19 protein-coding genes are annotated in these 25,163 nt (G+C 69.8%); 6 read left to right on the top strand and 13 right to left on the bottom strand.

The window, feature by feature from the left end; genetic code table 11:
• The first annotated feature begins 2 nt into the window (after nt 1-2).
• A complete protein-coding gene (locus tag ACIBQ1_RS38895; protein ID WP_397284842.1) occupies nt 3-143 on the top strand; it encodes a hypothetical protein in 141 nt (46 codons plus the stop codon).
• Here ACIBQ1_RS38895 and ACIBQ1_RS38890 read toward each other — a convergent pair.
• Both ACIBQ1_RS38890 and ACIBQ1_RS38885 read right to left on the bottom strand, forming a co-directional pair.
• Nucleotides 128-1,768, bottom strand: coding sequence for a CocE/NonD family hydrolase (locus ACIBQ1_RS38890; protein WP_397284840.1), 1,641 nt, complete (start codon nt 1,766-1,768; stop codon nt 128-130). The two genes, ACIBQ1_RS38895 and ACIBQ1_RS38890, sit on opposite strands and share 16 nt — an antisense overlap.
• On the bottom strand, nt 1,765-2,343 hold the full coding sequence (locus ACIBQ1_RS38885) for a TetR/AcrR family transcriptional regulator (RefSeq protein ID WP_397284838.1): 579 nt from the start codon (nt 2,341-2,343) through the stop codon (nt 1,765-1,767). Before ACIBQ1_RS38885 ends, ACIBQ1_RS38890 begins: the two co-directional genes overlap by 4 nt.
• A gap of 72 nt (nt 2,344-2,415) precedes the next feature.
• Between ACIBQ1_RS38885 and ACIBQ1_RS38880 the strand changes: the two genes are divergently transcribed.
• Nucleotides 2,416-3,942 (top strand): carboxylesterase/lipase family protein, encoded by a 1,527-nt coding sequence (locus ACIBQ1_RS38880; protein WP_397284836.1) that lies wholly within the window; start codon nt 2,416-2,418, stop codon nt 3,940-3,942.
• A 361-nt stretch (nt 3,943-4,303) separates the two neighbouring features.
• Here ACIBQ1_RS38880 and ACIBQ1_RS38875 read toward each other — a convergent pair whose 3' ends face one another.
• The 5 genes from ACIBQ1_RS38875 to ACIBQ1_RS38855 are packed head-to-tail and all read right to left on the bottom strand — an operon-like array spanning nt 4,304 to nt 10,328.
• On the bottom strand, nt 4,304-6,058 hold the full coding sequence (locus tag ACIBQ1_RS38875; protein ID WP_397284834.1) for a beta-galactosidase: 1,755 nt from the start codon (nt 6,056-6,058) through the stop codon (nt 4,304-4,306).
• Between the two features lie 20 nt (nt 6,059-6,078).
• The gene (locus ACIBQ1_RS38870) at nt 6,079-6,945 is read right to left on the bottom strand and encodes a carbohydrate ABC transporter permease (protein WP_397284832.1); all 867 of its coding nucleotides are present in this window, start codon (nt 6,943-6,945) and stop codon (nt 6,079-6,081) included.
• Entirely contained in the window at nt 6,942-7,823 is an 882-nt protein-coding gene (locus ACIBQ1_RS38865) for a carbohydrate ABC transporter permease (protein WP_397284830.1), read from the bottom strand. The genes ACIBQ1_RS38870 and ACIBQ1_RS38865 overlap by 4 nt, the downstream gene beginning before the upstream one ends.
• Nucleotides 7,820-9,073 (bottom strand): ABC transporter substrate-binding protein, encoded by a 1,254-nt coding sequence (locus ACIBQ1_RS38860; RefSeq protein WP_397284828.1) that lies wholly within the window; start codon nt 9,071-9,073, stop codon nt 7,820-7,822. Before ACIBQ1_RS38860 ends, ACIBQ1_RS38865 begins: the two co-directional genes overlap by 4 nt.
• The gene (locus ACIBQ1_RS38855) at nt 9,066-10,328 is read right to left on the bottom strand and encodes a Gfo/Idh/MocA family protein (protein ID WP_397284826.1); all 1,263 of its coding nucleotides are present in this window, start codon (nt 10,326-10,328) and stop codon (nt 9,066-9,068) included. Before ACIBQ1_RS38855 ends, ACIBQ1_RS38860 begins: the two co-directional genes overlap by 8 nt.
• Before the next feature lie 79 nt (nt 10,329-10,407).
• Between ACIBQ1_RS38855 and ACIBQ1_RS38850 the strand changes: the two genes are divergently transcribed.
• Entirely contained in the window at nt 10,408-11,559 is a 1,152-nt protein-coding gene (locus tag ACIBQ1_RS38850) for an ROK family protein (protein WP_397284824.1), read from the top strand.
• Nucleotides 11,560-11,792: 233 nt separating this feature from the next.
• On the opposite strand, the gene ACIBQ1_RS38845 is transcribed toward ACIBQ1_RS38850, so the two are convergent.
• The gene (locus ACIBQ1_RS38845; RefSeq protein ID WP_397284822.1) at nt 11,793-14,714 is read right to left on the bottom strand and encodes a glycoside hydrolase domain-containing protein; all 2,922 of its coding nucleotides are present in this window, start codon (nt 14,712-14,714) and stop codon (nt 11,793-11,795) included.
• A 460-nt stretch (nt 14,715-15,174) separates the two neighbouring features.
• Between ACIBQ1_RS38845 and ACIBQ1_RS38840 the strand changes: the two genes are divergently transcribed.
• On the top strand, nt 15,175-16,182 hold the full coding sequence (locus ACIBQ1_RS38840; RefSeq protein ID WP_397284819.1) for a hypothetical protein: 1,008 nt from the start codon (nt 15,175-15,177) through the stop codon (nt 16,180-16,182).
• A 225-nt stretch (nt 16,183-16,407) separates the two neighbouring features.
• On the opposite strand, the gene ACIBQ1_RS38835 is transcribed toward ACIBQ1_RS38840, so the two are convergent.
• From ACIBQ1_RS38835 to ACIBQ1_RS38815, 5 genes are read right to left on the bottom strand one after another with little or no spacing between them, the layout of a single operon-like run.
• The gene (locus ACIBQ1_RS38835) at nt 16,408-17,889 is read right to left on the bottom strand and encodes an alpha-N-arabinofuranosidase (protein WP_397284817.1); all 1,482 of its coding nucleotides are present in this window, start codon (nt 17,887-17,889) and stop codon (nt 16,408-16,410) included.
• A 3-nt stretch (nt 17,890-17,892) separates the two neighbouring features.
• A complete protein-coding gene (locus ACIBQ1_RS38830) occupies nt 17,893-20,016 on the bottom strand; it encodes a family 43 glycosylhydrolase (protein ID WP_397284815.1) in 2,124 nt (707 codons plus the stop codon).
• Between the two features lie 3 nt (nt 20,017-20,019).
• Nucleotides 20,020-20,829, bottom strand: coding sequence for a carbohydrate ABC transporter permease (locus ACIBQ1_RS38825; protein ID WP_397284813.1), 810 nt, complete (start codon nt 20,827-20,829; stop codon nt 20,020-20,022).
• Complete coding sequence (locus ACIBQ1_RS38820) at nt 20,826-21,737, bottom strand: carbohydrate ABC transporter permease (protein ID WP_397284811.1); 912 nt, start codon at nt 21,735-21,737, stop codon at nt 20,826-20,828. Before ACIBQ1_RS38820 ends, ACIBQ1_RS38825 begins: the two co-directional genes overlap by 4 nt.
• Nucleotides 21,737-23,077, bottom strand: coding sequence for an ABC transporter substrate-binding protein (locus ACIBQ1_RS38815; protein WP_397284809.1), 1,341 nt, complete (start codon nt 23,075-23,077; stop codon nt 21,737-21,739). Before ACIBQ1_RS38815 ends, ACIBQ1_RS38820 begins: the two co-directional genes overlap by 1 nt.
• Before the next feature lie 124 nt (nt 23,078-23,201).
• Here ACIBQ1_RS38815 and ACIBQ1_RS38810 point away from each other — a divergent pair, with 124 nt between their 5' ends.
• Entirely contained in the window at nt 23,202-24,242 is a 1,041-nt protein-coding gene (locus ACIBQ1_RS38810) for a LacI family DNA-binding transcriptional regulator (RefSeq protein ID WP_397284807.1), read from the top strand.
• Between the two features lie 307 nt (nt 24,243-24,549).
• Nucleotides 24,550-24,837, top strand: a complete 288-nt coding sequence (locus ACIBQ1_RS38805) for a GNAT family N-acetyltransferase (RefSeq protein WP_397284805.1) — start codon at nt 24,550-24,552, stop codon at nt 24,835-24,837.
• The last annotated feature ends 326 nt before the right edge of the window (nt 24,838-25,163 follow it).

Genomic DNA, 25,163 nt, shown 5'->3' with positions numbered 1-25,163 from the left:
GCGTGTACCCGGGACCGGACGGCGGGACCACCCTCACCGACCACGCCACCGGCGAGCCCACGCACTTCACCGTCATCCGCTCCGGCGGCGAGGCGCGGGTGACCTCCTCCCTCGCCACCGGCTGGACCTACGAACTCGCCTGACGGCGCGGTCGGCGGATGGGGAGGAGCACCGCCGACGGGTGCCGCGGGTCGTGGAAGACCTGCTGGTCGGCGGTGTGGAGGGTGGCGGCGGTGGCGCGGGGTTCGCCGGTGCCGGGGTTGCGGTTGTAGCGGGGGAAGGCGCCGCTGGAGACCTGGACGCGGATGCGGTGGCCGCGGGCGAAGCGGTAGGCGGTCGGCCACAGGGCCACCGTGGCGGGGGTGAGCTCGTCGGCGCCGGTGAGGCTGACCAGGCCGTCGCAGACGTTGGTGGAGCGGCCGTCGGCGTCGACGTCGCACAGCCGGACGAACACGTCGGCATGGGGGAGGCTGGAGCGGAAGAAGATCTCGGCGCTCACCTCGCCGATGACCTCGACGTCCTCGTCCAGTACGGACGTCGTGTACGTGAGGACGTCGGGCCGGGCCTCAAGGGCGGCGTTGTCGACCCGGCCGGCCTTCTCGCCGAAGGCCATGCGGACGCCGCCGAGCGCGGGGGTGGGATCGGCCGGGTCGTAGCGGTAGCCGTCGGGGGGTGAGTCGGCGGGCGTCTCGGTGGACAGGGCGCCGCCCGGCTGGAGATGGAAGCGCCGGGGCTCGTATCCCGGCGGCGGCCAGGACGGGAAGTCCCGCCACTTCTCCTCCCCCATGACGTACAGGCGTACCGGGGCGCGCTCTGCCGGTTCCTCGCCCCTGGCCAGGGCCAGGCCGAAGTCGAGGGCCTCGGCGGCGGCCGTCTGCCCGACGCCCATGGAGATGTGCGCCCAGGGGCCGACGGTGAGGCGGACGAGGGAGTGCCCGGCGTCCTGCAGGGCCCGGTGGTCGCGGAGCTGGCCGGGCAGGAAGATGTCGTACCAGCCGCCGACGGAGCTCACCGGCACCTGGATGCCGGCGACCCGGTGCCGGTGGTCGAGGCCCTGCCAGAACGGGCTGCCGGCGTCGTGGGCGAGGATGCTCTGGATGTAGTCGTCGCGGCGGCCCAGGGCGGCGGTGTCGGCCTGGTTCAGCGGCAGGGTGCGCAGGGCGCGCTGGACCTTCTTGGCCTTCAGCAGCTGGCGCGGCATCGCGAGCGGGCGTTCCTGGCCCGCCACCTGGACGCCCCAGACGAACGGGGTCTCCAGGGAGAAGCCGTCCCCGCGCAGGAAGTCCAGGGTGAGGGCCGACTCGGAGACCCCCGGGATCATGGCCTTGACCTGCGGCGGCACGGCGTCGGCCACCGCCCACTGGACGAAGCCGAGGTAGCTGGAGCCGTACAGGATCATCGACTCGCCGAACCAGGGCTGCCCGATCACCCACTCCAGGGTGTCGAGGCCGTCCTCGCGCTCGCGGCGCAGCGGGTCGAAGGGGCCGTCGGAGCCGAACGTGCCGCGGGTGCTCTGGATCAGCACCTGGAAGCCCCGTTCGGCCAGCGGGCGGGCCATCGGGCCCGCGGCCAGGCCGGCCCTGCCGTAGGGGATGCGGATGAGCGCGGTGGGCAGGCCGTCGCCGCCGGTCTTCGGCGCCCAGCGGTCGGCCAGCAGGACGGCCCCGTCGCGCATCGGGACGCGCAGGCCGCGCTCGATCGTCAGGTCCCTGGTGAGGGGCGGGGGCAGGCGCAGCATGCGCTGGACGAGATGGCTGTTGAGGTTCATCGCGGGCGACCTCCGGGGGTGCGGGCGAGGGTGGTCGAGAGGCGCAGCAGGCGGTCGGCCAGTGCGTCGGGGTCGAGGGGGTCGTCGGCGTCGATCAGCCAGTCGTTGACGATCGTGCCGGTCCCGCCGGCGATCAGCGCCGCCAGATCCCGCGCCGTGGCGTCGTCGAGGCCGCCGAACACCTCCCGCAGCCCCGTCATCGTGATGAGCGAGCCGAACAGCTTGTTCAGGGCCCGGGTCATGGGGAAGGCACAGGATCCGGTGAGCATCGCGCGGTAGAAGGGCCGGTGCCGGGCGAAGTGCCGGGCCATCGCCAGCATGCGGGCGCGAGGTGGCGCGCCCTCGTCTCCGGCCTCGGGAATGAGCTCCCGTTCGACCAGGTCGGTCGCGGCCGCCACGAGGAGCGCGTCACGGTCCCCGAACTGCAGGTAGACCAGCTGCCGGCTGACGTCCGCGGCGTCGGAGAGGTCGCCGACGGGGAGGGCCGTGGTGCCGCGCTCGGAGACCAGGCGTACGGCGGCGGCCATGAGGGCGGCGCGGGAGCGGCGCACCCGGCGGTCCTGTCGATCCTGCACACCCTCAACACTAGACAAGTGTCAAAAAATCGACAACAGTTAAATCAGCCGATTTAGGGATGAGGAGTCGCCATGTCCGCAGCCGAGGAGCCCGAGGTCCGTACCGCCGCCGGTGTGGTGCGCGGCCGCACGGAGGACGGTCTGGCCGTCTTCCGCGGCATCCCGTACGCCGAACCCCCGGTCGGCGAGGCCCGCTTCCAGGCGCCGCGGCGCGTGCGCGGCTGGGACGGCGTACGGGAGGCGTTCGCGTTCGGCCCGCCAGCCCCGCAGGACATGAGCATGGCCGGCCGCGACGGCGGGGACCTGTTCATGGGCACGGGCGACGACTGGCTGACGGTCAACGTCTGGACGCCCGACCCCGACCCGGCCGCCCGCCGCCCGGTCATGGTGTGGATCCACGGCGGCGCGTACAAACTCGGCTTCTCCGGCAGCCCCGGCTACGACGCCCGGCACATCGCCCGCGACGGCGACGTGGTCTTCGTGTCGCTGAACTACCGTCTCGGCGTCGAGGGCTTCGCCCACATCGACGGCGCGCCCGCCAACCGGGCACTGCTCGACCAGGTCGCCGCCCTGGAGTGGGTGCGGGAGAACATCACGGCGTTCGGCGGCGACCCAGGCCAGGTGACCGTGCTCGGCGATTCGGCCGGTGCCGGGTCCGTCGCCGCGCTGATGGCCATGCCGAGCGCGGCGGGGCTGTTCCGGCGCGCCGTCGGGCAGAGCCTGCCGGGGACGTACTTCTCCGACGCCCTGGCCCGGGACGTCGCGGCGGCCATCGCCGCCGAGGCGGGCCTGCGCCCGACGGCCGGGGAGCTGTCCGGCGTGGATCCGCGGCAACTGCCGGCGGTCGCCCAGGCCCTGGAGCCGAAGATGCGGCAGTACGAGGACCGCTGGGGGCCGTTCGCGCACACGCTCACCCTCTTCTCACCCGTCGTCGACGGCGAGGTGCTGCCGGTCGCGCCCTGGCAGGCGCTGGCGGACGGCGCGGGACGGGACGTGGAGCTGATCATCGGCCACACCCGCGACGAGTACCGTACGTTCCTGCTCTTCTCCGGGCAGCTCGGGAAGGTCACCGAGGAGCAGGCGACGGAGGCGCTGCGCCACTTCGGCCCTGGCCAGGACGGCGAGCGGGCCTACCGCGCGGCCTTCCCCGACGCGTCCGCCGAGGAGCTGTACGAGCTCGTGCAGACCGACTGGCTGTTCCGCATGCCGACGCTGCGCCTGGCCGAGGCGCAGGCGGCCGGGGGCGGACGGGCCTACCTGTACGAGCTGGCCTGGCAGTCCCCGGGCAACGGCGGAGTGATGCGCGCCTGCCACGGCCTGGACGGCCCGCTCCTGTTCGGCACCTACGACGCCCACCTGGGCCCGGCGGCCATCGGCCCCGAGCACACCGCCGCGGCCCGCGAGCTGACGTCCCAGATCCGGACGGCCTGGACGTCCTTCGCGACCTCCGGTGACCCGGGCTGGCCCGCGTACGACTCCCGGCAGCGCCTGACCCGGATCTTCGACACGCCGCCGTCGATCGCGGCGTACCCGGAGGAGACCTCGCGCCGCCTGTGGCAGGACCACGTCTTCGGGGCGCTTCCCCTGCTGGCCGGCTGAGCGGGGCCGTCTTCAGGGTGTCGGCGTTCTCAGGGGAGACGGCCGCCCGGCAGGGAACAAGATCGCACTGAGGAGGCACGGAGCGCGCTCTGGTGAGGGACACTCAACTGCGTCAGCGGCCCGGGCCTCACCGCCAGCAGCGGGTCCTGGTCAGCCGAAGCGCAGCGGCAGCGTATCCGGGCCCTGGATCCCGAGGGGGCCTTGCCAGGCGATCGGCCCGGCCTGATGACCTCGGCCCAGAAGGACACGGTGGTCTCCACGGCCACCCGGGCCACGCTCCCCGGCTAGTTGTCGGCAGCGTCATCCGGGCAGGTCATGCGACTTGCCCGGCCTCCCGGTCGTCCGGCACCGCTCATCGCGGCTACCGGGCGTGCGAGGGCCGGGCGCGGATCTCCAGCAGGGAGCCCATGTGGTCCAATTCCAAGTGGACGATCTCGTTGGTGCCCGTTTCGAGCAGGGGCGCCGGGACGTACAGGGTCTGCTGAGGTCCGTGCCTCCAGTAGCGGCCCAGCAGGACGCCGTTGATCCAGACGTATCCCTTGCCCCAGCCGGGCAGCTCCAGGAACGCGTCCGCGGGCTCGTTCACCTCGAGTGTGGTGCGGAAGAACGAAGGCGGCCCGCTCGTCGTTCCCGGCTGGAACGTCAGTCGCGAGATGTCCTCCAGCGGGATCGGCCGCGCCGTGTATCCGTGCACGTATTGGTGGTGGTGCAGGACACCGCCGAGGATGCCCTTGCGCTCGCCGAGCAGCGGACCGTAGTTGGTCCGTCCCATCGATTCCACGAGGATCTCCAGGGCGGCGTGCCCGGTCGCGACCAGTGCGGGGGGATCGGCGTCCCGCTCGACGACGCCTTCGAGGCGGCCGTCGACGAAGACGTGCGCGCGGTCGTGCACGCCGCGCAGGGTGAGCGGGTACGGCCCGCGCGGTCCGGGAACGGTCGTCCGGTACAGGACCAAGCCGTGGTCCAGCCCCAGGTCCTCGAACGTCGGCGGCACCGGCGCGGTGGTCTCCGGCCGCGCGATGGCGTCCAGCGCCTCGGACAGCCGCACTGACTGCGCAGGGCGTAGCGTGGCGGGAGGCAGTGTGGCGGGCACGGGGGGCACGTCGGTGAGCTCGCCGCCGTAGCGGGAGAGCACGTCCCGGAAGCGCCAGTACTTCTCGGTAGGCGCGCCGCGCTCGTCGATGGGCGCGTCGTAGTCGTAGGAGGTCACGGTGGGCCGCCACGGGCCGGCGCTGTCGTCCCCTGTGCGGTTGGCGCCCGCCCAGGTGCCGAAGGTGGTGCCGCCGTGCGCCATGTACAGGTTCACCGACGCTCCCGCGGCGAGGATCCGCTCCAGGGTGTCCGCGGCGTCCTGCGGGTCGCGGGTGGCGTGTTCCTGTCCCCAGTGGTCGAACCAGCCGCACCAGAACTCCATGCAGAACAGCGGGTCGTCCGGCCGGTGGGCGCGCAAGGCGGCGAAGGCCTGCTCCGGCTCGGAGCCGAAGTTCACCGTGGCCAGCACGCCGTCGATCGTGCCACCGGTCAGGCAGTGGTCGGCCGGCCCGTCGGAGGTGAACAGGGGCACCTCGACGCCGCGGCTGATCAGGCCGTCCGCCAGGTGGCGCAGGTAGGAGTGGTCGCTGCCGTAGGAGCCGTACTCGTTCTCCACCTGGACCATGATCACGTTGCCGCCGCGCGTGACCTGGCGCCCGGCCACCTGGGGGAGCAGCCGGTCGAACCAGCGGTCGACGTGAGCCAGGTAGCTCGGGTCGCCGGTGCGGATGGCGCCGGTCAGCCCAGTGATCAGCCCAGTGGTCAGCCAGGTGGGCAGCCCGCCGTTGTCCCATTCGGCGCAGATGTACGGCCCGGGCCGCACGATCGCCAGGAGTCCTTCGGCCGCCGCCGCGTCGAGGAACGCGCCCAGGTCGTCCAGGCGGCGGAATTCTCCCGGCCGCGGCTCGTGCAGGTTCCACGGCACGTAGGTCTCGACCGTGTTGAGGCCCATGGCGCGCACCATGGCGAGCCGGTGCTTCCACTGCTCGGGGTGCACGCGGAAGTAGTGCAGCGCGCCCGACAGCACCCTGAACTCGGCGCCGTCCAGCCGGAACGAGCCGTCGGCGACGGAGAAGGCACGCACGAGACCATCCTTTGCGGGTGTCATCTGCTGATTCCGGCGGTCATGCCGTCGACGATGCGGCGGCCCAGCCAGATGTAGAGCACGATCATGGGATAGACCAGGATCACGATGCCCGCGAACATGCCGCCCCAGTCGGAGCTGTACTGCATGCTGCTGTACAGACCGAGGAGGGCGGCGGGCAGGTTGCGTTCCTCGGGGAGGGGGGCGATCAGCAGGGCGAGCAGGGTCTCGTTCCACAGGCCCATGACGTTGAGCACGAACACGGTGGTCAGGCCCGGCCTGGCCACAGGCATGATGACCTGGACGAACGCGCGGAGCGGGCCGGCTCCGTCGATCTCGGCCGCCTCCTCGATCTCGTGCGGCAGCGACCGCATGTACCCGGTGAGCACGAACACGGCGAAGGGGACCGACAGCGTCACCTGGAAGACCAGCAAGGTGATGCGGTTGTCCCACCAGCCGGTGACCCAGTCCTCCATGAACGTGTAGACCGACAGCTTGACCACGACGATCGGCACCAGGATCGTCTGCAGCGGGATGCTCAATCCCATCGCGAAATAGTTGATCGTGGCGCCGGCGACGCGCCGGCTCGAGCGTGCCAGGACATAGGCGGCAGGCGCGGACACCGCCACGATCAGCACGGCGCCGAACGCGGTCAGCACCACGCTGTTCAAGGCCGCGGCGGAGAATTCGGCCGCCTGCCACGCCGAGCTGAAGTTGTCCCATCGCGGGGTCGCCGGCAGCGCGAACGGACGCAGCCACACGTCCCGCGAGTCCTTCAGCGACTGGATCCCCACCCACCCGATCAGGGCGAGGTTGAAGGCGACCCAGGCCCACAGGGCGAGGGCCGTGGCCCTGGGCAGCAGGATGTCCCCGATCAGACGTCTCATGACAGCTCCACTCGATCACGCCTGGTGATGCGCCGGGTCAGCACGATCAGTACGGCCGTCACGAGGAGCGTCATCACGCCCATGGCCGCCGCGCTTCCGAGCTCCGGCAGGCCGGCGCCTTTCACCACGATGTACTGCTGCACCGCGATCGTGCGGGCGGGGATCGGCGGTGCGGCGGTGGTGCCCGCGGTCGTGAAGGCCAGCACGATGTCGAAGATCTTCAAGCTGCCGACCACCCAGAGGACGGCGGAGACGGCGAAGACGTCCCAGGTCAACGGCAGCGTGATGTGCCGGAACTGCTCCCATTTGGTGGCCCCGATGAGCTGGGCGTCCTCGTACACGTGCGCCGGGATGGCGTCGGCGGCCGACATCATCAGCGCGACGTAGAAGCCGGTGCTCGACCAGACCAGCCCGCCCACGATGCAGCGGAACACCATCTCGGGGCCGAGCCAGGGCTGTGGGTCCAGGCCGACCCAGCCGAGCACGATGTTGACCGCGCCCTCGGGGTTGAGCAGGAAGCCCACCGCCGCGCCGATCGCGATGAGCGAGATGATCATTGGCAGGAAGACGACGGCCCGGATGAAGGCCCGCCCCTTGAGCTGCCTGAGCACGACCATGGCGAGGAAGGTGAAGCCGAAGATCAGGCCGCCGCCGACGATCGCCATCACGAAGGTGTTGGTGAAGGCCGTGGCGAAGACCTCGTTGTGCAGGAGCGCCACGTAGTTGTCCAGCCCGCGCCAGGTCATCTCCGAGCCGGGTCCCGACCATCTGGTGAGACTGATCCAGATCCCGAACAGCGAGGGTGCGACGAACAGCAGGGTGTAGACCAGGAGCGCGGGCAGCAGGAAGGGCCAGAAGGCCCGTTCGTAGGTTTTCACCCGGTCGCCAGGTGCTCGGCCGTCCGCTTCCTGCCCTCGCGGACGAACGTGGTCGCGTCGATCCCGCCGGAGAGGAGCTTGTCGTTCAGGGGCAGGAACATGTCGCCCCACCAGGTCTTGTCGGCACCCGCGTAGTCGTAGCTCAGGTGCGTCTCCTTGGCCTCCAGCACCGCCTTCTGCACGTCCGCCATGTGCGCGGGCGCGGGCACGTCACCGCGCGAGGAGATGTTCAGCGCCACGGTGGAGAACTGCTCCATGTACTTCTTCTGCAGCGCGAAAGCCAGGAACTTCTTGGCCGTCGCGACGTTCCTGCCCTTGGCGTTCACGCCCCAGCCGAGGGTGCCCACCTCGATGGACCTCTTGCCGCCGGTGGGCAGCTGGAACGAGGCGACCTTGAAGCCGGGAGCCAGCTGGGGCTGGACCTCGCTGGCCAGCCAGGTGCCGTTGAGGTTCAGGTCGTACGTGCCCTGCGCCCAGGCGTTCTGCGCGGCGGGGAATTTGGTCGCCATGAAGTCCCGCTGGAAGTAGCCGCCCTTGGCGAGTTGCTCGATCTTCTTCGCCGTGTCGAGCACCTGGGGTTTGTCCCAGTTGGCGGGGTCCTTGGCCAGCTCGGCCAGGCTTCCCGCGCCGTTGGCGCCCACCAGCAGGCTGTAGAACCAGTAGACGTTGTAGAAGGCGATGGTGCCGTCCTGGCCGATGGGGGTACGGCCGGCCTTCTTGCACTCATCGAGGAAGGCGATGAACTCCTCCCAGGTCCGCGGGTTCAGCCCGGGGTGCCTGGCCGCGTCGTACCAGACGGCGGTGGAGATGATCGTGTGCGGAACGAAGGCCAGGCCGTTCCTGCCGGAGGAGGCCCGCCGTACCGGCTCGGGGAGCACGTCCTTGACCGTCTTTCCCTCGCCGGGGACCTGCGCGTTCTCCACGTCGTCCAGCGGGCCGACGATCTGCTGGGCGCTCAGGGTGTCGATGTCGCCGGTGGTGGTGTCGAACAGGTCGGGGCCCTGGCCGGAGGCCATCTCAGCGTTGAGGTTCTCGTTGCCGGTGCGGCCGACGAAGTTCAGGTCGACCTTGGTGCCGGTCTCCTTGGCGAAATCGTCGAGGATCGTCTTGATGATCTTCGCCTGGGGCTCCGCCGCGCCCCAGGACGAGCGGTAGGACAGGGACTGCCGGGCGGGTTCGCCGCTGTTCTTCTTGCCGCAGGCGGCCAGGCCGAGGGCGCCTATCAGGAGGAGAGCCGTCAGTTTACGCATGGTGGGGGGCCTTTCCTATCGTGACGACGGTCCGGGTGTGCCTGGCCTGTTCCGCGGCCCAGACCACCCGGTGCGTGGCGAGGCTGGCTTGTGCGTCGCTCGGGACGAGGGCCGGGTTGTTGTCGCGGACGGCGGTGAGGAACGCCTCCATCAGCGCCCCGTCGCCCCCTCCGTGCCCGGAGGCGGCCGAGGCGTCCGCTCCGGCGAGGGCGTCGACCAACGACACCTCGTCGGTGAGGAAGTCGTGGACGCGGAGTGTCTCGCCGTCGCACTCGATCGAGCCGCGCGTGCCGAAGATCCGGGTCTTCCTGTGTTCGAGCGCGCCGAACGCGGTCATGGTGCAGGTGGCGCTCGTGCCGTCGGCGAACTCCATGATCACTACCTGGCTGTCGACCACGTCGTTGTCGCAGGCGTAGACGCATCTGCCGTACGGGCCCTCGCGCAGGGCCGTGAGCACGCCCTCCTCCGTGAAGTCGCGGGTGATGGCGCCGAGCGGCCAGCCGTGCCGGCCCGGATCGGCGAGGCAGTCCATGTACAACTGCCGGGCGGAGTAGGGGCAGGTGGGTTCCACCGAACAGTCCAGGCAACGGTCGGCGGCCCCCGCGGGCTTGCCCTCCTTGGTGAAGTGGACGAGCCTGCCGAAGGAGGAGACCCGCTCGGGCACCTCGCCCTTGATGTGCACGATCCAGTCGAGGTCATGACAGGCTTTGGCGAGCAGCATCGGGGCCGACTCCGCCTCGTTTCGCCAGTTCCCCCGCACGAAGGAGTGCGCCTGATGCCACCATCCGACCTGCTCCAGGTGCTGGATGTTCATGATCTGGCCGATCCTGCCCTCGTCCAGGAGCTTCTTGAGGGTGGTGGTGTAAGGCGCGTAGCGCAGCACGTGGCAGACCGCCAGGATCACGCCGTTGCGGTCGGCGGCCTCGGCGATGGCCGCGGCGTCCGCTTCCGTCGGCGCCATCGGCTTCTCCAGCAGGATGTGGTAACCCAGCTCGGCCGCGCGTACGGCGGGCTGCCGGTGCAGGCGGTCCTGCGTGGCGACGATCACCGCGTCGGCCAGCCGCTCGCCGGCCAGCAGGTCTCGCCAGTCGGCGAAGACGCGCTCGGCCGGGATGCCGTGCTCGGCCGCGAGGTCCGCCCGCCTGTCCTGGTCGGGCTCGGCGACGGCCACGACCTCGGCGAACCCGGCTTCCCGCGCTAGCCTGGCGTAGCCGGTGCCGCGCAGGCCCGCCCCAATCACGGCAAGAGTGACCATTCGCATCCCCTACGAGTTGTAACATACTAATGAAGACTGTTTTTATTTCTGCGACGGAAGATCTGTCAAGGGGGCAAGCGTGACAATCCGTGGCGGCGACACCTCGCGGCTTCGCCGGATCAATCTCGTGACGACGCTCCGTACGGTCCGGTCGCAGGGGCCGCTCGGACTGACCGACCTCGCCAGGGGGGCCGCGCTCTCCAGACCGACCGTGGAGGGCCTGGTCGAGGAGTTGCTGGCGGCGGGCTGGCTCAGGGAACTGCCGCCGGAGAGCGGTCAGATGGGGCGGCCGGCCAGGTTGTTCGCCTTCCACGCGACGGGCGGCCACGTGCTCGGGATCGACATCGGCTCCTACACGCTCAGGGCCAGCGTCGCCGATCTGGAGGGCACGGTCGTGGCCGCGCGCGACGAACAGATCGCCGCCACCGCGGGCCGCGCCGAACGGCTGGCGGGCCTCAGGACAGCGGTCGCGGCCGCGCTGGAGGCCGCCGGGCTGACCGCCGACCGCATCGCCGCCGTCTGCGTGGGCACCACCGGCGTGGTGACCGCCGAGGGCGTGGTGAAGCTGTCTGTCGCCCTTCCCGAGTGGACCGGCCTCGATCTGGCGGGCGAGCTGCGCGCGAGCTTCGACTGCCCCGTGCTGGTGGAGAACGACTGCAACCTGGCCGCGCTCGCCGAGCGCTGGCGCGGCCAGGCCCACAGCGTCGACGACCTGGTGTTCGTGCTGTCCGGCGTGCGTACGGGCGCGGGCATCGTGGTGGGCGGCAAGCTGCTCAAGGGCGCCAGGGGCGGCGCGGGGGAGATCGGCGCGCTGCCGCTGGTCGGCTGGCACCGCGCGCCCGTCCACCTGACCGGTTTCCAGGGCCTGCCGCCCGGCACGCCGCCACGGGACGCCGCCGCCCAGGTCTTCGCCGCGGCCAGGTCCGGCGACCCGGCCGCGCAGTGGGCGGTCGAGCAGTACGCGCGCGACCTGGCGGAAGGCATCGCCGCCCTGGTGCTGACCGTGGATCCCGAGCTGGTGGTGCTCGGCGGCGGCGTCTCGCGCTCGGGCGACGTGCTGCTCGCGCCGGTGCGCCGGCATCTGGACCCGTTCTGCCTCGAACCTCCGGTGGTGGCGATCTCCGATCTGGGGGAGCAGGCCGTGGTCCTGGGCGCGGTACGGCGCGCGCTCGATCACGTCGACGCCCGCCTCTATGACTTCGACGCTCCCCTCCCGAAGCCGTCGTCCTGACGATCGGACCACGCGACCGGCCCGATCGCCTTCGCCGCTCCCGCGGCACGCCGCGGACAGCGCCCGTCGCCTGGGCCCGTCGCCTGGGCCCGTCGCCTGGGCCCGTCGCCTGGGCCCGTCGCCTGGGCCCGTCACGTGGGCCCGTCGCCCGGCCAAGGCGACGGGCCCTGCTGGTCACCGCGGATCGTGCCCGGTCATCGGCCGCCCGCCGGCGTGCTCACCCTCGGTGGCGGCTACCCGGTCCGGCCGCTCGTCGCCGAACGCAGAGCCGGGAGGTTGTAGAGCTCCAGCTCGTAGACGGCATACATGCTCCAGCGGGTGTAGTTCGCATCGTTGATCTTCAGGCGCAGCTTCCTGACGCCTTGCAGGTCGGGAAGGTCGGCGACCGAATACTCCATGACTCCGTCGTCGTCATCGTGCGTCCATCGGAACGCGACGCCCCGCGCGGCGGTCGCCCAGTCGGTGCCGTTGGTCGAGACCTCGACGTCGACGTCGGTCAGGCCCTGCGGAATGCCGCCACGGGTGGCGACCACGAGCGTGTTGAACGCCTTCGGCTCGTCCCAGTCCAGCATGATCTCGTGCGGGAACGGGTTCGCGTCGGTATACCCCTGCTTGGCGGCGAACATCGTGCCGTACTCGCCGTCGACCATCTTCTGCGGGCCGTATTGCACGCCGCCGTCGCCGTCACGGGCCGCCGAAGCCGACACCGCCGAATAGCCGCGGGCGATGTTGGCGTCCGCGGTGTTCACCGCGCCCTTCACGAGCGTGAGCTCGTAGGTCTTCGCGGTCCGGCCATCGCCGGCCAGCGTGCGGATCTCGACCTTGTTCCTGCCGTTCCCCACGTTGACGTCGACGGTCGCGCCGTTGGCGACGGTGCTGCCGTCGACGGTGATCGTGCCGCCGGGGTCGCTCAGCGTCGGGGTCAGGCCGACGGTGCTCGCCCCCTGATCGACGAGCAGCGCATAGTCACCGCGATGCCCCTCGAACGTGAATGCCGAGACGCCGGTGAGCCTCAGGTCCTTCAACGTCGCGTCGAAGTGCTGCTGCCCAGGTGCGAGACGCACGCGGAATCCGTCGAACCGCACCTCCCTGTTCTCGAGGTTGGTGATCTCGATCCGGTGCCTGCCCGGTGTCAACCCGGTCTTTCGATAGGCGGTGAAGCGGTCGTACTGGACCGCCTCGTAGAGATCGATCACCGTCGCCGGCCCGCCGTCGACCGACACGGACACCTTTCCGGTCGTCGTGTTCTTCTCGAAGAACGCGTCGACACCGGTGCCCTCGAACTCGTAGGTCGCCTTGTCGCCGGCGGTCTTGCTGATGTGGACGCTGCCGAGATAGGCGGACTGCCGCTGGCGTGGCGCCCAGCCGGCGGAGTAGCCGATGCTGTCGTCGGTGCTGTCGAGCAGGAATGCGTTCGGGACGTCCTGCCCCTCGTACGGGCTTGTCGGCTGGGGAATCGCGCCGACGCTCTCGCCCGCGGCCGCCCGCACGATGTAGTTGTGCAGGGTGTCGAGATATGCCGGGTCGAGTGTGTAGCGCCGGGGGTCGTCCGGGCTGATCGCGCTGTCGACGATCCGCTGCGCCAATGCCGGGTCGCGTTTCCTCAGGATGTGAAGGAGCTCGTAGTCCTCCAGGCCGTCGCGTTGCGCCTCGAGACGCAGGCTGCTCTTCACCGTCATGTTGGCCTTGTCGGGATAGACGATGTAGGAGTCGCCCTTCCAGGGGCCCACGTACCACGCATTCCACGCCCAGTGCAGATGACCCTGCACGCCCTCGCGTTCGAGGTCCCAGAACAGCATGCGGCCGGTCATCGTCGGCTGCGTCCAGAACCGGTTGAGCCACGGGGGAGTGTTGACCTCGCAGGTGTAGACCCACAGGTCCTGGCCCGCGGCCTGCTGCGCCTTGTAGCCGGCCTTCTTGTGCTCGAACGCCGGCGTCAGCGGAACCCAGGTGTCGACATAGGGCTTGGTCCTGTCGTCGAGCAGGATGCCGTCGGGGTCGGCGTCCATGGTGCGGAAATCGGCGCCGATGGCGGCATTGATCTGCTGGATCTTGCGCGCGACATAGGTCCAGAGGTTGCGCTGATCGGCGGTGATGGGCTCGTCACGAATGTGCTGGTACCACGTCAGGCCCTTCGTCCAGCCCTTGCTCTTCAGGTGCTCGTGCAGCGCGGTCAGATAGTTCGTCAGGAAGGCGTCGGTGACCGGCAGGCTGTCCGGCAGCTTGGTGTTCCAGCTGTCGTCGGGCTTCTCGTTGTCCGGCATCTTGTTCAGCGCGTGAACGAGATGCTGGTTCGCGAAGTTCGTGATCCCGTGTCGCTTGAACGCCTCGACGTAGCGGTCGAAGTTCGTCCAGTCGATGTCGCTCGGGACTCCCCTGACGAACTCCGACAGCTCCGTGCCGGTGGACTGCAGGAACAGGTCGGTACGGAGCCAGACCATGTTGGTGCGATATGCGGCGAGCTTGCGGGCGAACTCGTCCATGAGGTCGAACCACGCGTCGCTGTAGGTGTCGACGCCGTAGTAGTACTTGCCGACGTCGTAGGCCTGGCCGGCCTCACCGTTCCAGCTGAAGCCGTCCCAGGTGAAGCCGTTCGTCATCGTCCAGTGGTAGTTGGTGAACGGTGACTTGTCGATCGTGGGGATCTCGACGTCGTACACGCTGAACCGGATCGGGACCGGGTAGTCGCCACGGGTCGTCTCGACCGTCGCCGTGCCGCTGTAGGTGCCGGGCGCCGTACCGCGGGGCACGAAGCCGGTCACGAAGACGGGCTGGGTCCGGCCGGCCTCGACCCAGGTCGCCCGGTCGTTGGACAGCGGGTCCGGCATGGCCGACTCGGGATAGAGCAGGTTGCCCGCACGGTCGGGGAAGAACGGGTTCGCCGCGACCTTGCTGTCGTCCTTGTAGGCGACGAAGTGGTAGCTCAGGTTGGCTCCCGCGATCCGCCGCCTGCCGTCTGCGGTCAGGTCGCCGAACCGGACGCGCTGGATGCGCAGCCGCTCTTTCGCGCGTACGGCGATCTGGGCGCTCTCGTATTCACCGCGGGCGCCTACGAGGTTGATGGAGGTGCTCGGCCGCTGCGGGACGGTCGTCGTGCGATAGACGGTCTTTTGCGGACTCTCGACCCATAGCTGCGCGGCGTTCGGACCGGCCATGGCAGCCGGCGTGAATGGTCCGAATGGCGAGAGCAGCAGGGTAACGCAGAGTAAGGGGAGTGCTCGACGTCGCATGGGCACTTATCATGGGTTCTTGTTTAAGTCCGGTCAAGGGGTAGGCCGGCGAGAGGGTGCGTGACCACGGGGAGGCATTTTTCGGTTGCGCCATGTGGTCATAAGAAAACACCCGAAACAACGGGGCTCCCCGGCACACTACGTGGTGCCGAAGTATCGCCTCTGCCGCTGGGCGGCACGGCGGGACTCGTAACCGACCCGATCGGAGCACGACATCAAGACATCACACCGCCAAGACGTCGAGAATCGCCGGCGCTTACCCCTCGTCCGCGCGTTCGCCCGGAGCTCCTTCGCCGCCGCCGTCGCCCTCGCCTTCCTCGCCGCCGCCCTTTCCACCAGCGTCGTCGCCGGCGGCGAATTCCGTACGCGCGGCGCGGAGCAGGCCGTGAGCGCCATCGACGCCCGGCCCAACGACGGCTCCGGCTACTGGCCGGACTTCTCGAACACCGGCTACGCCAACACGCCGGCCAACGCCGGAGGACTGGGGCTGGGCGCGTACCCGGGCAAGCTCACCGACTACGCGACGGGCATGAGCGCCGACAAACCGCTGAGGCTCGAGTTCCCGGACAACAGCGTCATCTCCTACAAGCGCTTCCTCGGCCTGAAGGTGCTGATCTACGGCGACAACCTCACGTTCGTCGGCTGCCTGTTCGAGGGGACCAACCCCAACGACAACCTCGTCCAGATCTACTCGGACAACAACATCAAGTTCCTCTACTCGACGTTCAAGCCGAGCTCCTACGCGATGCCGCCCGGCAACGACGGCACCGTCTCGTCGTCCCACACCAAGCCCGGCACGCCCTTCGACGAGTCCTGGCAGCTCGCCACGACGATGAAGGAAGCCGTGGCCGTCATGGACCACAACGACATCTGGGGCAACGCCGGCATGATCATGGTGACGGGTTTCCCGGACCGCCCGTCGACCTGGACGAACAACTACATCCACGACATGGCCGATACGTCGCATGACGAATACCACCATGACGGCATAGGCCCGCAGAGCGAAGGCGACGGCGGCCCCATGATCGTCGACCACAACACCCTGGCCTCCCTGGGCAACACCAATGCCCTGGCCCTGCAGGGCAGCGGCGTGTACGACCACATCTCGTTCACGAACAACTACGTCTCCGGCTGGGGGTACGCGATCAGCATCGGTGTCGTCAACAACGCCACGAACATCACCGTCACCGACAACATCTTCTCGGCCGAACTCGAGCAGCTTTACGGCTTCCTGTACGGCAACATCTGGGGCGGTTCGGCACGCGGCTCCACCTGGCGCCGCAACCTCATCCAGGCCCGTACGGGAGACGACAACCAGACCTACACGACGGCCGACCACGGCAGATACCTGTGGCCGAGCGGTGAGACCCATGCCACCGACTACACGGGCTGAGCCCTTTCCCGCGTGACGCCCGCCTCGCTGCTCCTCGCGAGCCACTCCGGACCGGGGAGCGGCGAGGCCGCGCGAGGACCGCTCGTGACCTTGACGGGGCGGCTGGTCAGACGGCTCCTGTCGAGGGCGCGCTCCAGTGCGAGCTGGAGCGCGGCCTTCGACAGAGCGTCCCGGGTCTCCCGCTTCTCGCGTTCGCGTGGCCCGGTCGTGTCTCCGGTCTACGAACTATTGCTGATCACGCAAGCTTTCGCACTCCGCAAGAATCATCGTCCACGAGGCGGCGGGCAACCGCGCCGTCAGCCGGTCACCGTCAGCCTCTACGGCCAGCGGCTGCGGTTGGGCCTCCACCCGGTGCGGGTCGTCCCCGGCGGCGATCACCGAGGCCGACACCGGCCTGACCGCCGCCGGGAGCCGGGCGGTGAGGTCGAGGTCCTGGTCGGGCGACCGGTTGACGGCGAACAGCGCCACCTGGGACCCGTCGACGGTGGCCACCGCCGACAGCGCGGGCGCCTCGCCGTACCGTTCGGTCTCCAGGAGCGGCCCGAACGGCTCCACCCGCAGCACGGTGCCGCGCGCGTGCCGGGCCGTCAGCGCGAACGGGTGGAAGATCGTCTGACGCCAGGCCGGGCCGCCGGGCTCGGTCCTGATCGGCGCGATGATGTTGGCGAGCTGCGCCTGGCAGGCGATGCTCACCCGGTCGGCGTGCCGCAGCAGCGTGATCAGGAAGTCCCCCACCACCACGGCGTCGGCGGCGGTGAAGGTGTCCTCGATCAGCTCCGGCGCCTCCTGGAACGGCGAGCGCTCGCGCCCGGTGAACCGGCTCTGATACCAGACGTTCCACTCGTCGAAGGACAGGTTGATCTTCTTCTTGCGCCGGAGCTTCGCCCCGATGTGGTCGGCCGTGGCCACGATGGCCGAGATGTAGCGGTCCATGTCCACGGCGCTGCAGAGGAAGCCGGGCAGGTCGCCGTTCTCCTCGTAGTAGTTGTGCAGCGACAGGTAGTCGACCGCGTCGTAGGCGTGTTCGAGCACGGTGGCCTCCCACGCGCCGAACGTCGGCATCCCGCTGTTGGAGCTGCCGCACAGCACCAACTCGACGTCGGGGTCGACGAGCCGCATGGCCTTGGCGGTCTCGTTCGCGAGCCGTCCGTACTCGTGCGCGGTCTTGTGGCCGACCTGCCAGGGTCCGTCCATCTCGTTGCCGAGACACCAGAGCTTGATCCCGTACGGGTCGGTCACTCCGTGCTTGACCCGCAGGTCCGACCACCTCGTACCCGAGGGGTGGTTGGCGTATTCGAGCAGGTCACAGGCCTCCTGGAGGCCCCGGGTTCCGAGGTTGACGGCCATCATCGGCTCCACCCCGGCGGTCCGGGTCCAGGCCATGAACTCGTTGAGCCCGAACGCGTTCGTCTCGATCTGCCGCCAGGCCAGGTCCAGCCGGGAGGGCCGGTCGGGGCCGACGCCGTCCTCCCAGCGGTATCCGGAGACGAAGTTGCCTCCGGGGTAGCGGACCACGCTCACGCCCATCTCGCGGGTCAGCTCCAGCACGTCGGTGCGGAAGCCGTTGTCGTCCGCCGCCGGGTGGCCCGGTTCGTAGATGCCGGTGTAGACACACCGGCCCATGTGCTCGACGAACGAGCCGAACAGGCGCCGGTCGACGGGGGCGATGCGGAAAGAGGGGTCAAGGGTCAGGTGTGCTTGCGGCACAGGTCAGGCTCCTCGGTAGACGCGTACGTAGTCGAAGTCGGCGTTGACGGCCGGCTGGGCCCCGCCGTGGGCGACCAGGCCGATGCGCACGGCCGTGTCCTTGGGGAAGGTCCACACGCCGCCCCAGGTCCAGGTCTTGCCGTCGCGGCTGGATCCGGCGCGGAACTCGTGCTCCCCGTTGGCCGGGTCCACGTGGTGCGCCAGCCGCAGCCAGGTGGTCCTGGCGGGCGGGCCGACGATGTTGCCGCCGTAGGACAGGCGGCCGGCGAAGCTCAACTCGCGGCCGTACTCGACCTGGCGGGTGTTCCAGATGGCGACCTGGGACAGGCGGGCGAAGTCGTCGTCGGAGGCGTAGGCGACCAGCCCGGCCTGCTGGTAGTTGCGTACGGCGTCCTCGCCCAGATCGAGCGTGACCTTGGTCTCCACGACGTAGTCGCCCTTGGGGGCCTCGCGCAGCAGAGCCGACGCCTTGTTGCCGGCCCCGACCAGGTCGGCGCCCTGCACGGGCCAGCGCAGCACGCCCTCCTCGATCCTGGCCGCGGGGTCCTGCCGCACCCAGGTCCAGCGGGAGTCGAGCGGCCCGCCGAACTCGTCGGCGTCCAGCAGCCTGCCCGTACGCGGCGTCGGCGCCGCCTTGGTGACGGCCCTGAACAGCGGGGCGGCGGAGACGTTGTCGAAGTCGGCGCCCCCGTCGGCGACCAGCCCGATCGGGCCGTTCGCGCTGCCCGTGACGGTGACGCTCGCCTGCGGGTCACGGAGCCTGGCCTCGGTCACCTCGGCGGTGATCGTCCGTCCCTTGACGGTGACGGCCAGGTTGTGCCAGGTCGCGGCCCCTCCGGGCAGCGCCACCGTACGGGACGTGCCGCCCGAGGCGAGCGTCAACCCGTCGCGCGAAACGACCGCGGTCGTGCCGCCGATGCGAATCCCGGCGGACTTGTCCGTCCTGAGGTCGGTCTCGACGCGGACGTCCCCGCCGAGCGACTTGCGGCTGATGAGCGTGCCCTGGCCGCGGACATGTCCATCCTGTACGGTCCAGCCGGCCGGGTTCCGCCAGCCCGACAGATCGCCCGCGAACCGATCGTCCACGACCCCGCGGGTCACGGGCGTCTCCCGCGACTGCTCCGAAGGCCCGGCCCCCGCACGCACGGCCGGCCAGCCGTCGATCCAGTCCAGCCGGTCCAGCAGCATGGGCCGCTCGTTGATCCCGTACGGCTCGTCCAGGAACGGGTCGCTTCGATCGATGGCGTGGTAGAGCATCCAGTCCTGACCGGAAAGGTCGGTGAGCTGGGCGTGGTGGCCGGTGCCGATGAAGCGGTTGCCGTTCTGGTCCAGGACGGGGGTGCCACCGGCGCGCGAGGCCAGCAGCGGCACGCCCTCGCGGTCGGCGAACGGCCCGCGCGGGCTGGTCGAGCGCCCGGCCAGCACCGAGTAGCCGGTGGTCGGCCCGGCGCAGCAGTTCGCCGAGGAGCCGAGCAGGTAGTAGTAGCCGTCGTGGCGCACCACGTACGCGCCCTCGAACTTGTTGTCGATCGCGACCTGCTGCGGCTGCCCGGTGGCGTGCAGCCCGTCGGCGGACAGCTCGGTCACCCACAGGCCGCCGAAGAACCCGCCGAAGTACAGGTACCTGCGCCCGTCCACGTCGGTGAACTGCGAGGGGTCGATCGTGTTCCAGTACGAGTCGCCCGAGGGGCGCGGGGCGACGACCGGGGCGTCGATGTGCGTCCACGGCCCGGTCGGCGTGGGCGCCGTGGCGGCGCCGATCGAGTAGTCCCAGTTGGCGGGCGTGGTGGCGGTATCGGTGACGGTGAAGTACATGACGTACCGGCCGTCGAGGTAACGGATGTCCGGTGCCCAGAACAGACTGCCCGGCGCCGCGTACGACGGCAGGTTGTCCGGCCCGAACGCGTCGCCCACGTAGGTCCAGTCGACCAGGTCGGCGGAGCGGGCGATGGGCAGCCTGTGCAGGACCTTCTCGCCCTCGCGCAGCGGGTCCGACGTGCCGTAGGAGTACCAGTAGCCGTCCTGCCCGCGGATCACCGACGGGTCGGCGAACGTGTCGGAGAAGGAGCCGGACACCGGATTGGTGAAGAGGGAGAGGATCAGCGTGGCGATGACGGCCAAATGCATGTGTCAGCCTTTCAGGCCGCTACGAGAGATGCCTTCGATGACGTACCGCTGAGTCAGACTGAAGAGGATCAGGACGGGGATGCTGGCCAGCACCGCGCCCGCCATGATCACCGGATAGTGGATCGTGTACGCGCCCTGCAGGATCGACAGGCCCGGCGGCAGCGTGAAGTACTCGGGACTGAAGATCACGTAGATCGGCCAGATGAAGTCGTTCCAGTTGCCCAGGAAGCTCAGCACGGCCAGCGTGGCCAGCGCGGGCCGCGACAGCGGCAGCGTGATCCGCCAGAAGATGTGCCAGTGGTTGGCGCCCTCCATCAGCGCGGCCTCGTCCAGCTCACGCGGCAGCCCGAGGAAGAACTGCCGCAGGAAGAACACCCCGAACGCGCCCGCCGCCCCCGGCACGATGAGCGCCGTCAGGCTGTCCAGCCAGCCGAGCCGGTCGACGATCAGAAACTGCGGGATGAGGAAGACGAACCCCGGCACCAGCAGCGTGCCGACGATCACCCCGAACATCAGCTTCTTGCCGCGGAACTCCAGCCTGGCCAGCGCGTACGCGGCCAGCGACGACACCGCGAGCACCAGCAGCATGTGCCCTGTGGCGGCGATGAGGCTGTTGGCGAACCAGCGCAGCACCGGCGTGTCCGTGGTGCCCTGGAAGACCGTCCCGTACGCGGACGTCGTCGGCTCGGCGGGCAGCAGCGTGGGCGGCACCCGGGTGGCCTCGGTCTGCGTCTTGAACGACACGCCCAAGGCCCACACCAGCGGCCCCACGAACAGCACGGCGAGGGCCAGCAGGCCCGTGTAGCGCTTCATGACCGGGTCCTGAACAGCCGGAAGTTGACCACGCTGACCAGGATCAGCAGCAGCGTGAGCAGGTAGCTCATCGCCGAGGCGCTGCCCATCTTGTACTCCCTGAGCCCCTGCTGGAGCATGTACATGATCGCGGTCCGCGTGCCCCCGCCCGGCGCCCCCTGGGTCAGCAGGTACGACTGCCCGAACATGTTCGCCGAGGCCAGGATCGTCGTCGTCACCACGAACAGCGCGACGGGCCGCAGCCCCGGCAGCGTGACGTGGACGAACTCGCCCCACCGCCCCGCGCCGTCCACCTTCGCCGCGTCGTACAGCTCGCGCGGGATGTCCTGCATCCCGGCCAGGTAGATCACCGCGTTGAACCCGAGCGTCCACCAGACCGTCACCCCGACCAGCGCGATCCAGGCCCACGGCGTCGCGGTGGTCCAGGGGATCGGCGTGCCGAGTATCCAGTCGACCAGGCCGAGGTTCGGGTCGAGCAGCAGCCGCCACATCAGGCACACCACCGCCACGCCCAGCACGAATGGCGCGAAGAACAGCCCCCGGAACAGCGTCCTGCCCCGGAAGGGCCGGTTGAGCAGCAACGCCACCCCGAGCGGCAGCACGACCAGGAACGGCACGCTGAACACGGTGAAGATCCCGGTCGCCCGCATCGACATCCAGAAGTCGCCGTAGACGGGCGACTGGTCGTCGAACAGCGCCGTGTAGTTGTCCAGGCCGACGAACGGCTTGCCGTCGAGCAGGTAGTCCCAGTCGTGCAGGCTCACCCAGATCCCGAACAGGGCCGGGGCCAGCACGAACACGGAGAACAGGAGCAGGTACGGCGCCAGGAACAGGTACGGTGTCGCCTTGCCCGATCGGGGAACGCGGGCCTCCCGCTCCAGAGTCTCTTCCGCCGAGATCGCGACCATCAGGCGCCGTACTTCTTCCGGTTGGCCTCAAGGATCTTGTCGGCCTTGGCGGCGGCCTCCGTGAGCGCGTCCTTGGGGCTCTTCCTGAGCAGGATCGCCGCGTTGATCGCCTGGTCGACGACCGCGGAGGCGTCCCCGATGCCCGCCACCGACGGCAGGAAGTACAGGTAGTCGATCTGGGTGCCGATCGTGGCCTGCTCCTTCAGCGCCGCGAACTCCGCGCCGTCGCGGATCGACTTGCGTGCCGGCACCTGGCCGCCCTTGGCCCATTCCAGCGAGTGGCCGCTGATCCAGTTGATGAACACCTTGGCCGCGGTCAGCTTGTTCTGGTCGGGCGTACGCTGCTTGAACACCACGAACTGGTGCGAGCCCGCCCACGCCGCCGGTTTCTCCCCGATCTGCGGGAGCGGCGCGACGCCCCACTCCAGGTTCTTGATCTCCTTGAGCGTGTTGATGGACCAGATGCCGTTCCAGTTGAACGCGGCCTTGCCGTTCTGCAGGGCGATGAAGTCGGCGTCCTGGCCGACGTTCTTGGGGCTGTAGCCCTTGTTGACGAGGTCGACGAGCCAGGTCAGGGCCTGCACGCCGGGGTCCTCGGCGAAGCGCGAGACGCCGGCGTCGTCGGCGAAGAGCCGGCCGCCGTTCTGGTAGAGCAGCGTCCCGAACTGCATGCTTCCGGTGAACGGGAACGGCGTGGCCCAGTGCCCCTGGATGCCGGCCTTCTTCAGCGCCTCCAGCGCCGCCATGTACTCCTCGCCGGTCCTGGGCGGCTGCTCCGGGTCGAGCCCGGCCTGCTTCATGACCGTCTTGTTGTAGAACATGCCGAGCGGGTGCACGTCGAGCGGGATCGAGTAGCGCGCGCCCTTGTAGACGCCGGCCTTCCAGACCGGCGGGGAGAAGTCCGCCTCGGTGAGGTTGAGCGCGTTGGCCACGTCGTCGAGGGGCAGGACCACCTGGCGGGCCGCGTTGGTGGCGACGCTGTCGACGTGCATGATGCCGAGGTCGGGGCCTTGACCTGCGGAGACGGCCGCGGGGACCTTCGCGTAATAGTCTTCCCACTTGTAGACGTTCATCGACACCTGGATGTTGGGGTGCTCGGCGTTGAACTGGTCCACCAGCTTCTTCATGACCGGGCCGTCGCCGCCGGTGAAGCCGTTCCAGAACTTCAGCGAGACCGAGGGGCCGGTGTATGCGGTGGGCGCCGCCGTGGTGGCCGGCGCGGTGCCCGGCGCCTGCGCCTGCTTGGGGCCGCCGCCTCCGCCGCAGCCCGCGGCGCCGATGACCAGCGCACCGAGGCCCAGGCCCAGTGCGCGCCGCCTGGAGAGGTTGTCGAGGGACATGCCAGATCACTCCTGCCCGTGAGGTTACGGACGTTCTACATCGTTGGTTCCAACGTTGTAAATTGCCTGGCGCCAGTTCGTTACATCGTTGTAAACCAGGTAGGGTTCCGATGGCGAAGGGGGCATGGTGCGGCCGAGGCTGAAGGACGTCGCCGAACTGGCCGGGGTGTCGATCAAGACCGTGTCCAATGTGGTCAACGACTATCCCCATGTCAGTGACGAGACACGCGCCCGGGTGGAGGCGGCGATAGCCGAGCTCTCCTACCGGCCGAACCTGTCGGCGCGCAGCCTGCGCGCGGGCCGCTCCGGCGTGGTCGCGCTGGCGGTGCCCGACCTGGACAACCCCTACTTCGCCGAACTGGCCACGAACGTCATCGAGGCGGCCGACCGGCGAGGCTGGACCGTGCTCATCGACCAGACCCAGGGCGACCGGGCCAAGGAACGCGTGGTGATCTCCGGGATCCGCGACCACCTCATCGACGGGCTGCTGTTCAGCCCGCTCGCGCTCACGGGCAAGGACCTGGCCGGGCGCGACGAGCGTACGCCGATGGTGCTGCTCGGGGAGCGCATCGGGATGGGCCGCTCGCCGTACGATCACGTCGGCATCGACAACGTGGCCGCCGCGCGGGCGGCCACCCTGCACCTGGCCGAGCGCGGCAGGCGCAGGATCGCCGCCATCGGCGTGCAGCGCACGGCCGTCGCCGCGACGGGCCGCCTGCGGCTGAAGGGCTACCGGCAGGCGCTCGCCGAGGCCGGCGTCCCCGCCGACCCGTCACTGGTCGCGCCGGTCGCACGCTGGGGGCGCGCCGACGGCGCCGAGGCCATGAGCCGCCTGCTCGACTCCGGCGCGCCGGACGCGGTCTTCTGCTTCAACGACACGCTCGCGCTGGGCGCCCTGCGGACGCTGCTCAAGCGGGGGTACGAGGTGCCGGGCGAGGTGATGGTGATGGGGTTCGACGACATCCAGGACGGCCGGTTCGCCACGCCCACACTGTCGACCGTGGCGCCCGACAAGGCGCTGATCGCGCAGTCGGCGGTGGACCTGCTGGCCGAGCGGCTGAGCGGCGGGACGGACAAGGCACAGGAGGTGTGCGTGCCGCATCGACTGGCGTTTCGGGAGAGCACGGGGCAAGGGCAGGAAGATCCTTCTCCTCGCCTCTCCTGACGTATGGCGCCCCGGGGGGCTTGCGGCAAGACCCGGGTCGTGGCGCGGAATCGTCCGCCGCCACCATGTGCTGAACGGGACCGGCAGCGGGCGGAGCGGAGCCCGGTCGCGCCATGACCGTCCCCTTGTCCGTCCCCGTGTCCGTCCTGGACGACCCGGTACGTGCCTCGCTCCTCGGCCCGCACGCCCATCTCGCCGAACGGCGCGGCCGCGTGCTGCGTTATCCCCCGACGTCGCGCCGTTCCTGCCGCGTACCGTCGAACTCGGCGTCTACCTCGGCATCCGGTTCGGTGGTGTGCTGGTGGCGATGGCCGGCGAGCGCCTGCACCCGCCGGGCTGGACCGAGATCAGCGCCGTCTGCACCGACCCAGCCCATCGGGGCCGCGGACTGGCGACCAGGCTGGTGCTCGCCGTCGCCGCGGGCATCCGCGACCGGGGCGAGACCCCGTTCCTGCACGCGTCCGCCGCCAACGTCGGCGCGATCCGCCTGTACCAGCGGCTCGGCTTCCGCCTGCGCCGCACCACGAACTTCCGCGCCGTACGCGTCCCGGCGAGGGACCCCGGGACGGCGATGCCGACCATGGGAGCCGCCTGACGCGGAGTCCGGATCTCACTTATGACGACGGTCAGGCAAAAGCCGAAGAGCGGATGGCGCAAGTCTGTGCGGGACCATAGGAAGCACGCGTGACCGGCTTGACGGCCGCGACGCCGCCCGAGCGGGGGTGGTCGGCGCGGCGGTGATGATGGTCGAGCACCTGCTCTGGCCCGAGGCGGTGGACCAGGCGTTGTCGGCCTGATCGGCGACCGTTAGGACGAACGGCGGCAGACTTCTGCTTGACCATCGATAAAAGGGCTCTTACGATCCGCGTAACCCATACCGATATGCCAACTCATATCGGTATACGGGCGGATGAACAGGAG

This window comes from Nonomuraea sp. NPDC050153, assembly GCF_044460125.1.
GTDB lineage: Bacteria > Actinomycetota > Actinomycetes > Streptosporangiales > Streptosporangiaceae > Nonomuraea.
This window is presented reverse-complemented; position numbering and strand designations above follow the sequence as displayed.

Bases quoted from the DNA above. Each gene is read 5' to 3' on its own strand.
- ACIBQ1_RS38820 (WP_397284811.1), bottom strand. From the start codon at position 21,737: ATGGTCGCGATCTCGGCGGAAGAGACTCTGGAGCGGGAGGCCCGCGTT.
- ACIBQ1_RS38890 (WP_397284840.1), bottom strand. From the start codon at position 1,768: ATGAACCTCAACAGCCATCTCGTCCAGCGCATGCTGCGCCTGCCCCCG.
- ACIBQ1_RS38855 (WP_397284826.1), bottom strand. From the start codon at position 10,328: ATGGTCACTCTTGCCGTGATTGGGGCGGGCCTGCGCGGCACCGGCTAC.
- ACIBQ1_RS38860 (WP_397284828.1), bottom strand. From the start codon at position 9,073: ATGCGTAAACTGACGGCTCTCCTCCTGATAGGCGCCCTCGGCCTGGCC.
- ACIBQ1_RS38805 (WP_397284805.1), top strand. From the start codon at position 24,550: ATGGCCGGCGAGCGCCTGCACCCGCCGGGCTGGACCGAGATCAGCGCC.
- ACIBQ1_RS38810 (WP_397284807.1), top strand. From the start codon at position 23,202: ATGGTGCGGCCGAGGCTGAAGGACGTCGCCGAACTGGCCGGGGTGTCG.
- ACIBQ1_RS38880 (WP_397284836.1), top strand. From the start codon at position 2,416: ATGTCCGCAGCCGAGGAGCCCGAGGTCCGTACCGCCGCCGGTGTGGTG.
- ACIBQ1_RS38830 (WP_397284815.1), bottom strand. From the start codon at position 20,016: ATGCATTTGGCCGTCATCGCCACGCTGATCCTCTCCCTCTTCACCAAT.
- ACIBQ1_RS38815 (WP_397284809.1), bottom strand. From the start codon at position 23,077: ATGTCCCTCGACAACCTCTCCAGGCGGCGCGCACTGGGCCTGGGCCTC.
- ACIBQ1_RS38825 (WP_397284813.1), bottom strand. From the start codon at position 20,829: ATGAAGCGCTACACGGGCCTGCTGGCCCTCGCCGTGCTGTTCGTGGGG.
- ACIBQ1_RS38870 (WP_397284832.1), bottom strand. From the start codon at position 6,945: ATGAGACGTCTGATCGGGGACATCCTGCTGCCCAGGGCCACGGCCCTC.
- ACIBQ1_RS38845 (WP_397284822.1), bottom strand. From the start codon at position 14,714: ATGGCCGGTCCGAACGCCGCGCAGCTATGGGTCGAGAGTCCGCAAAAG.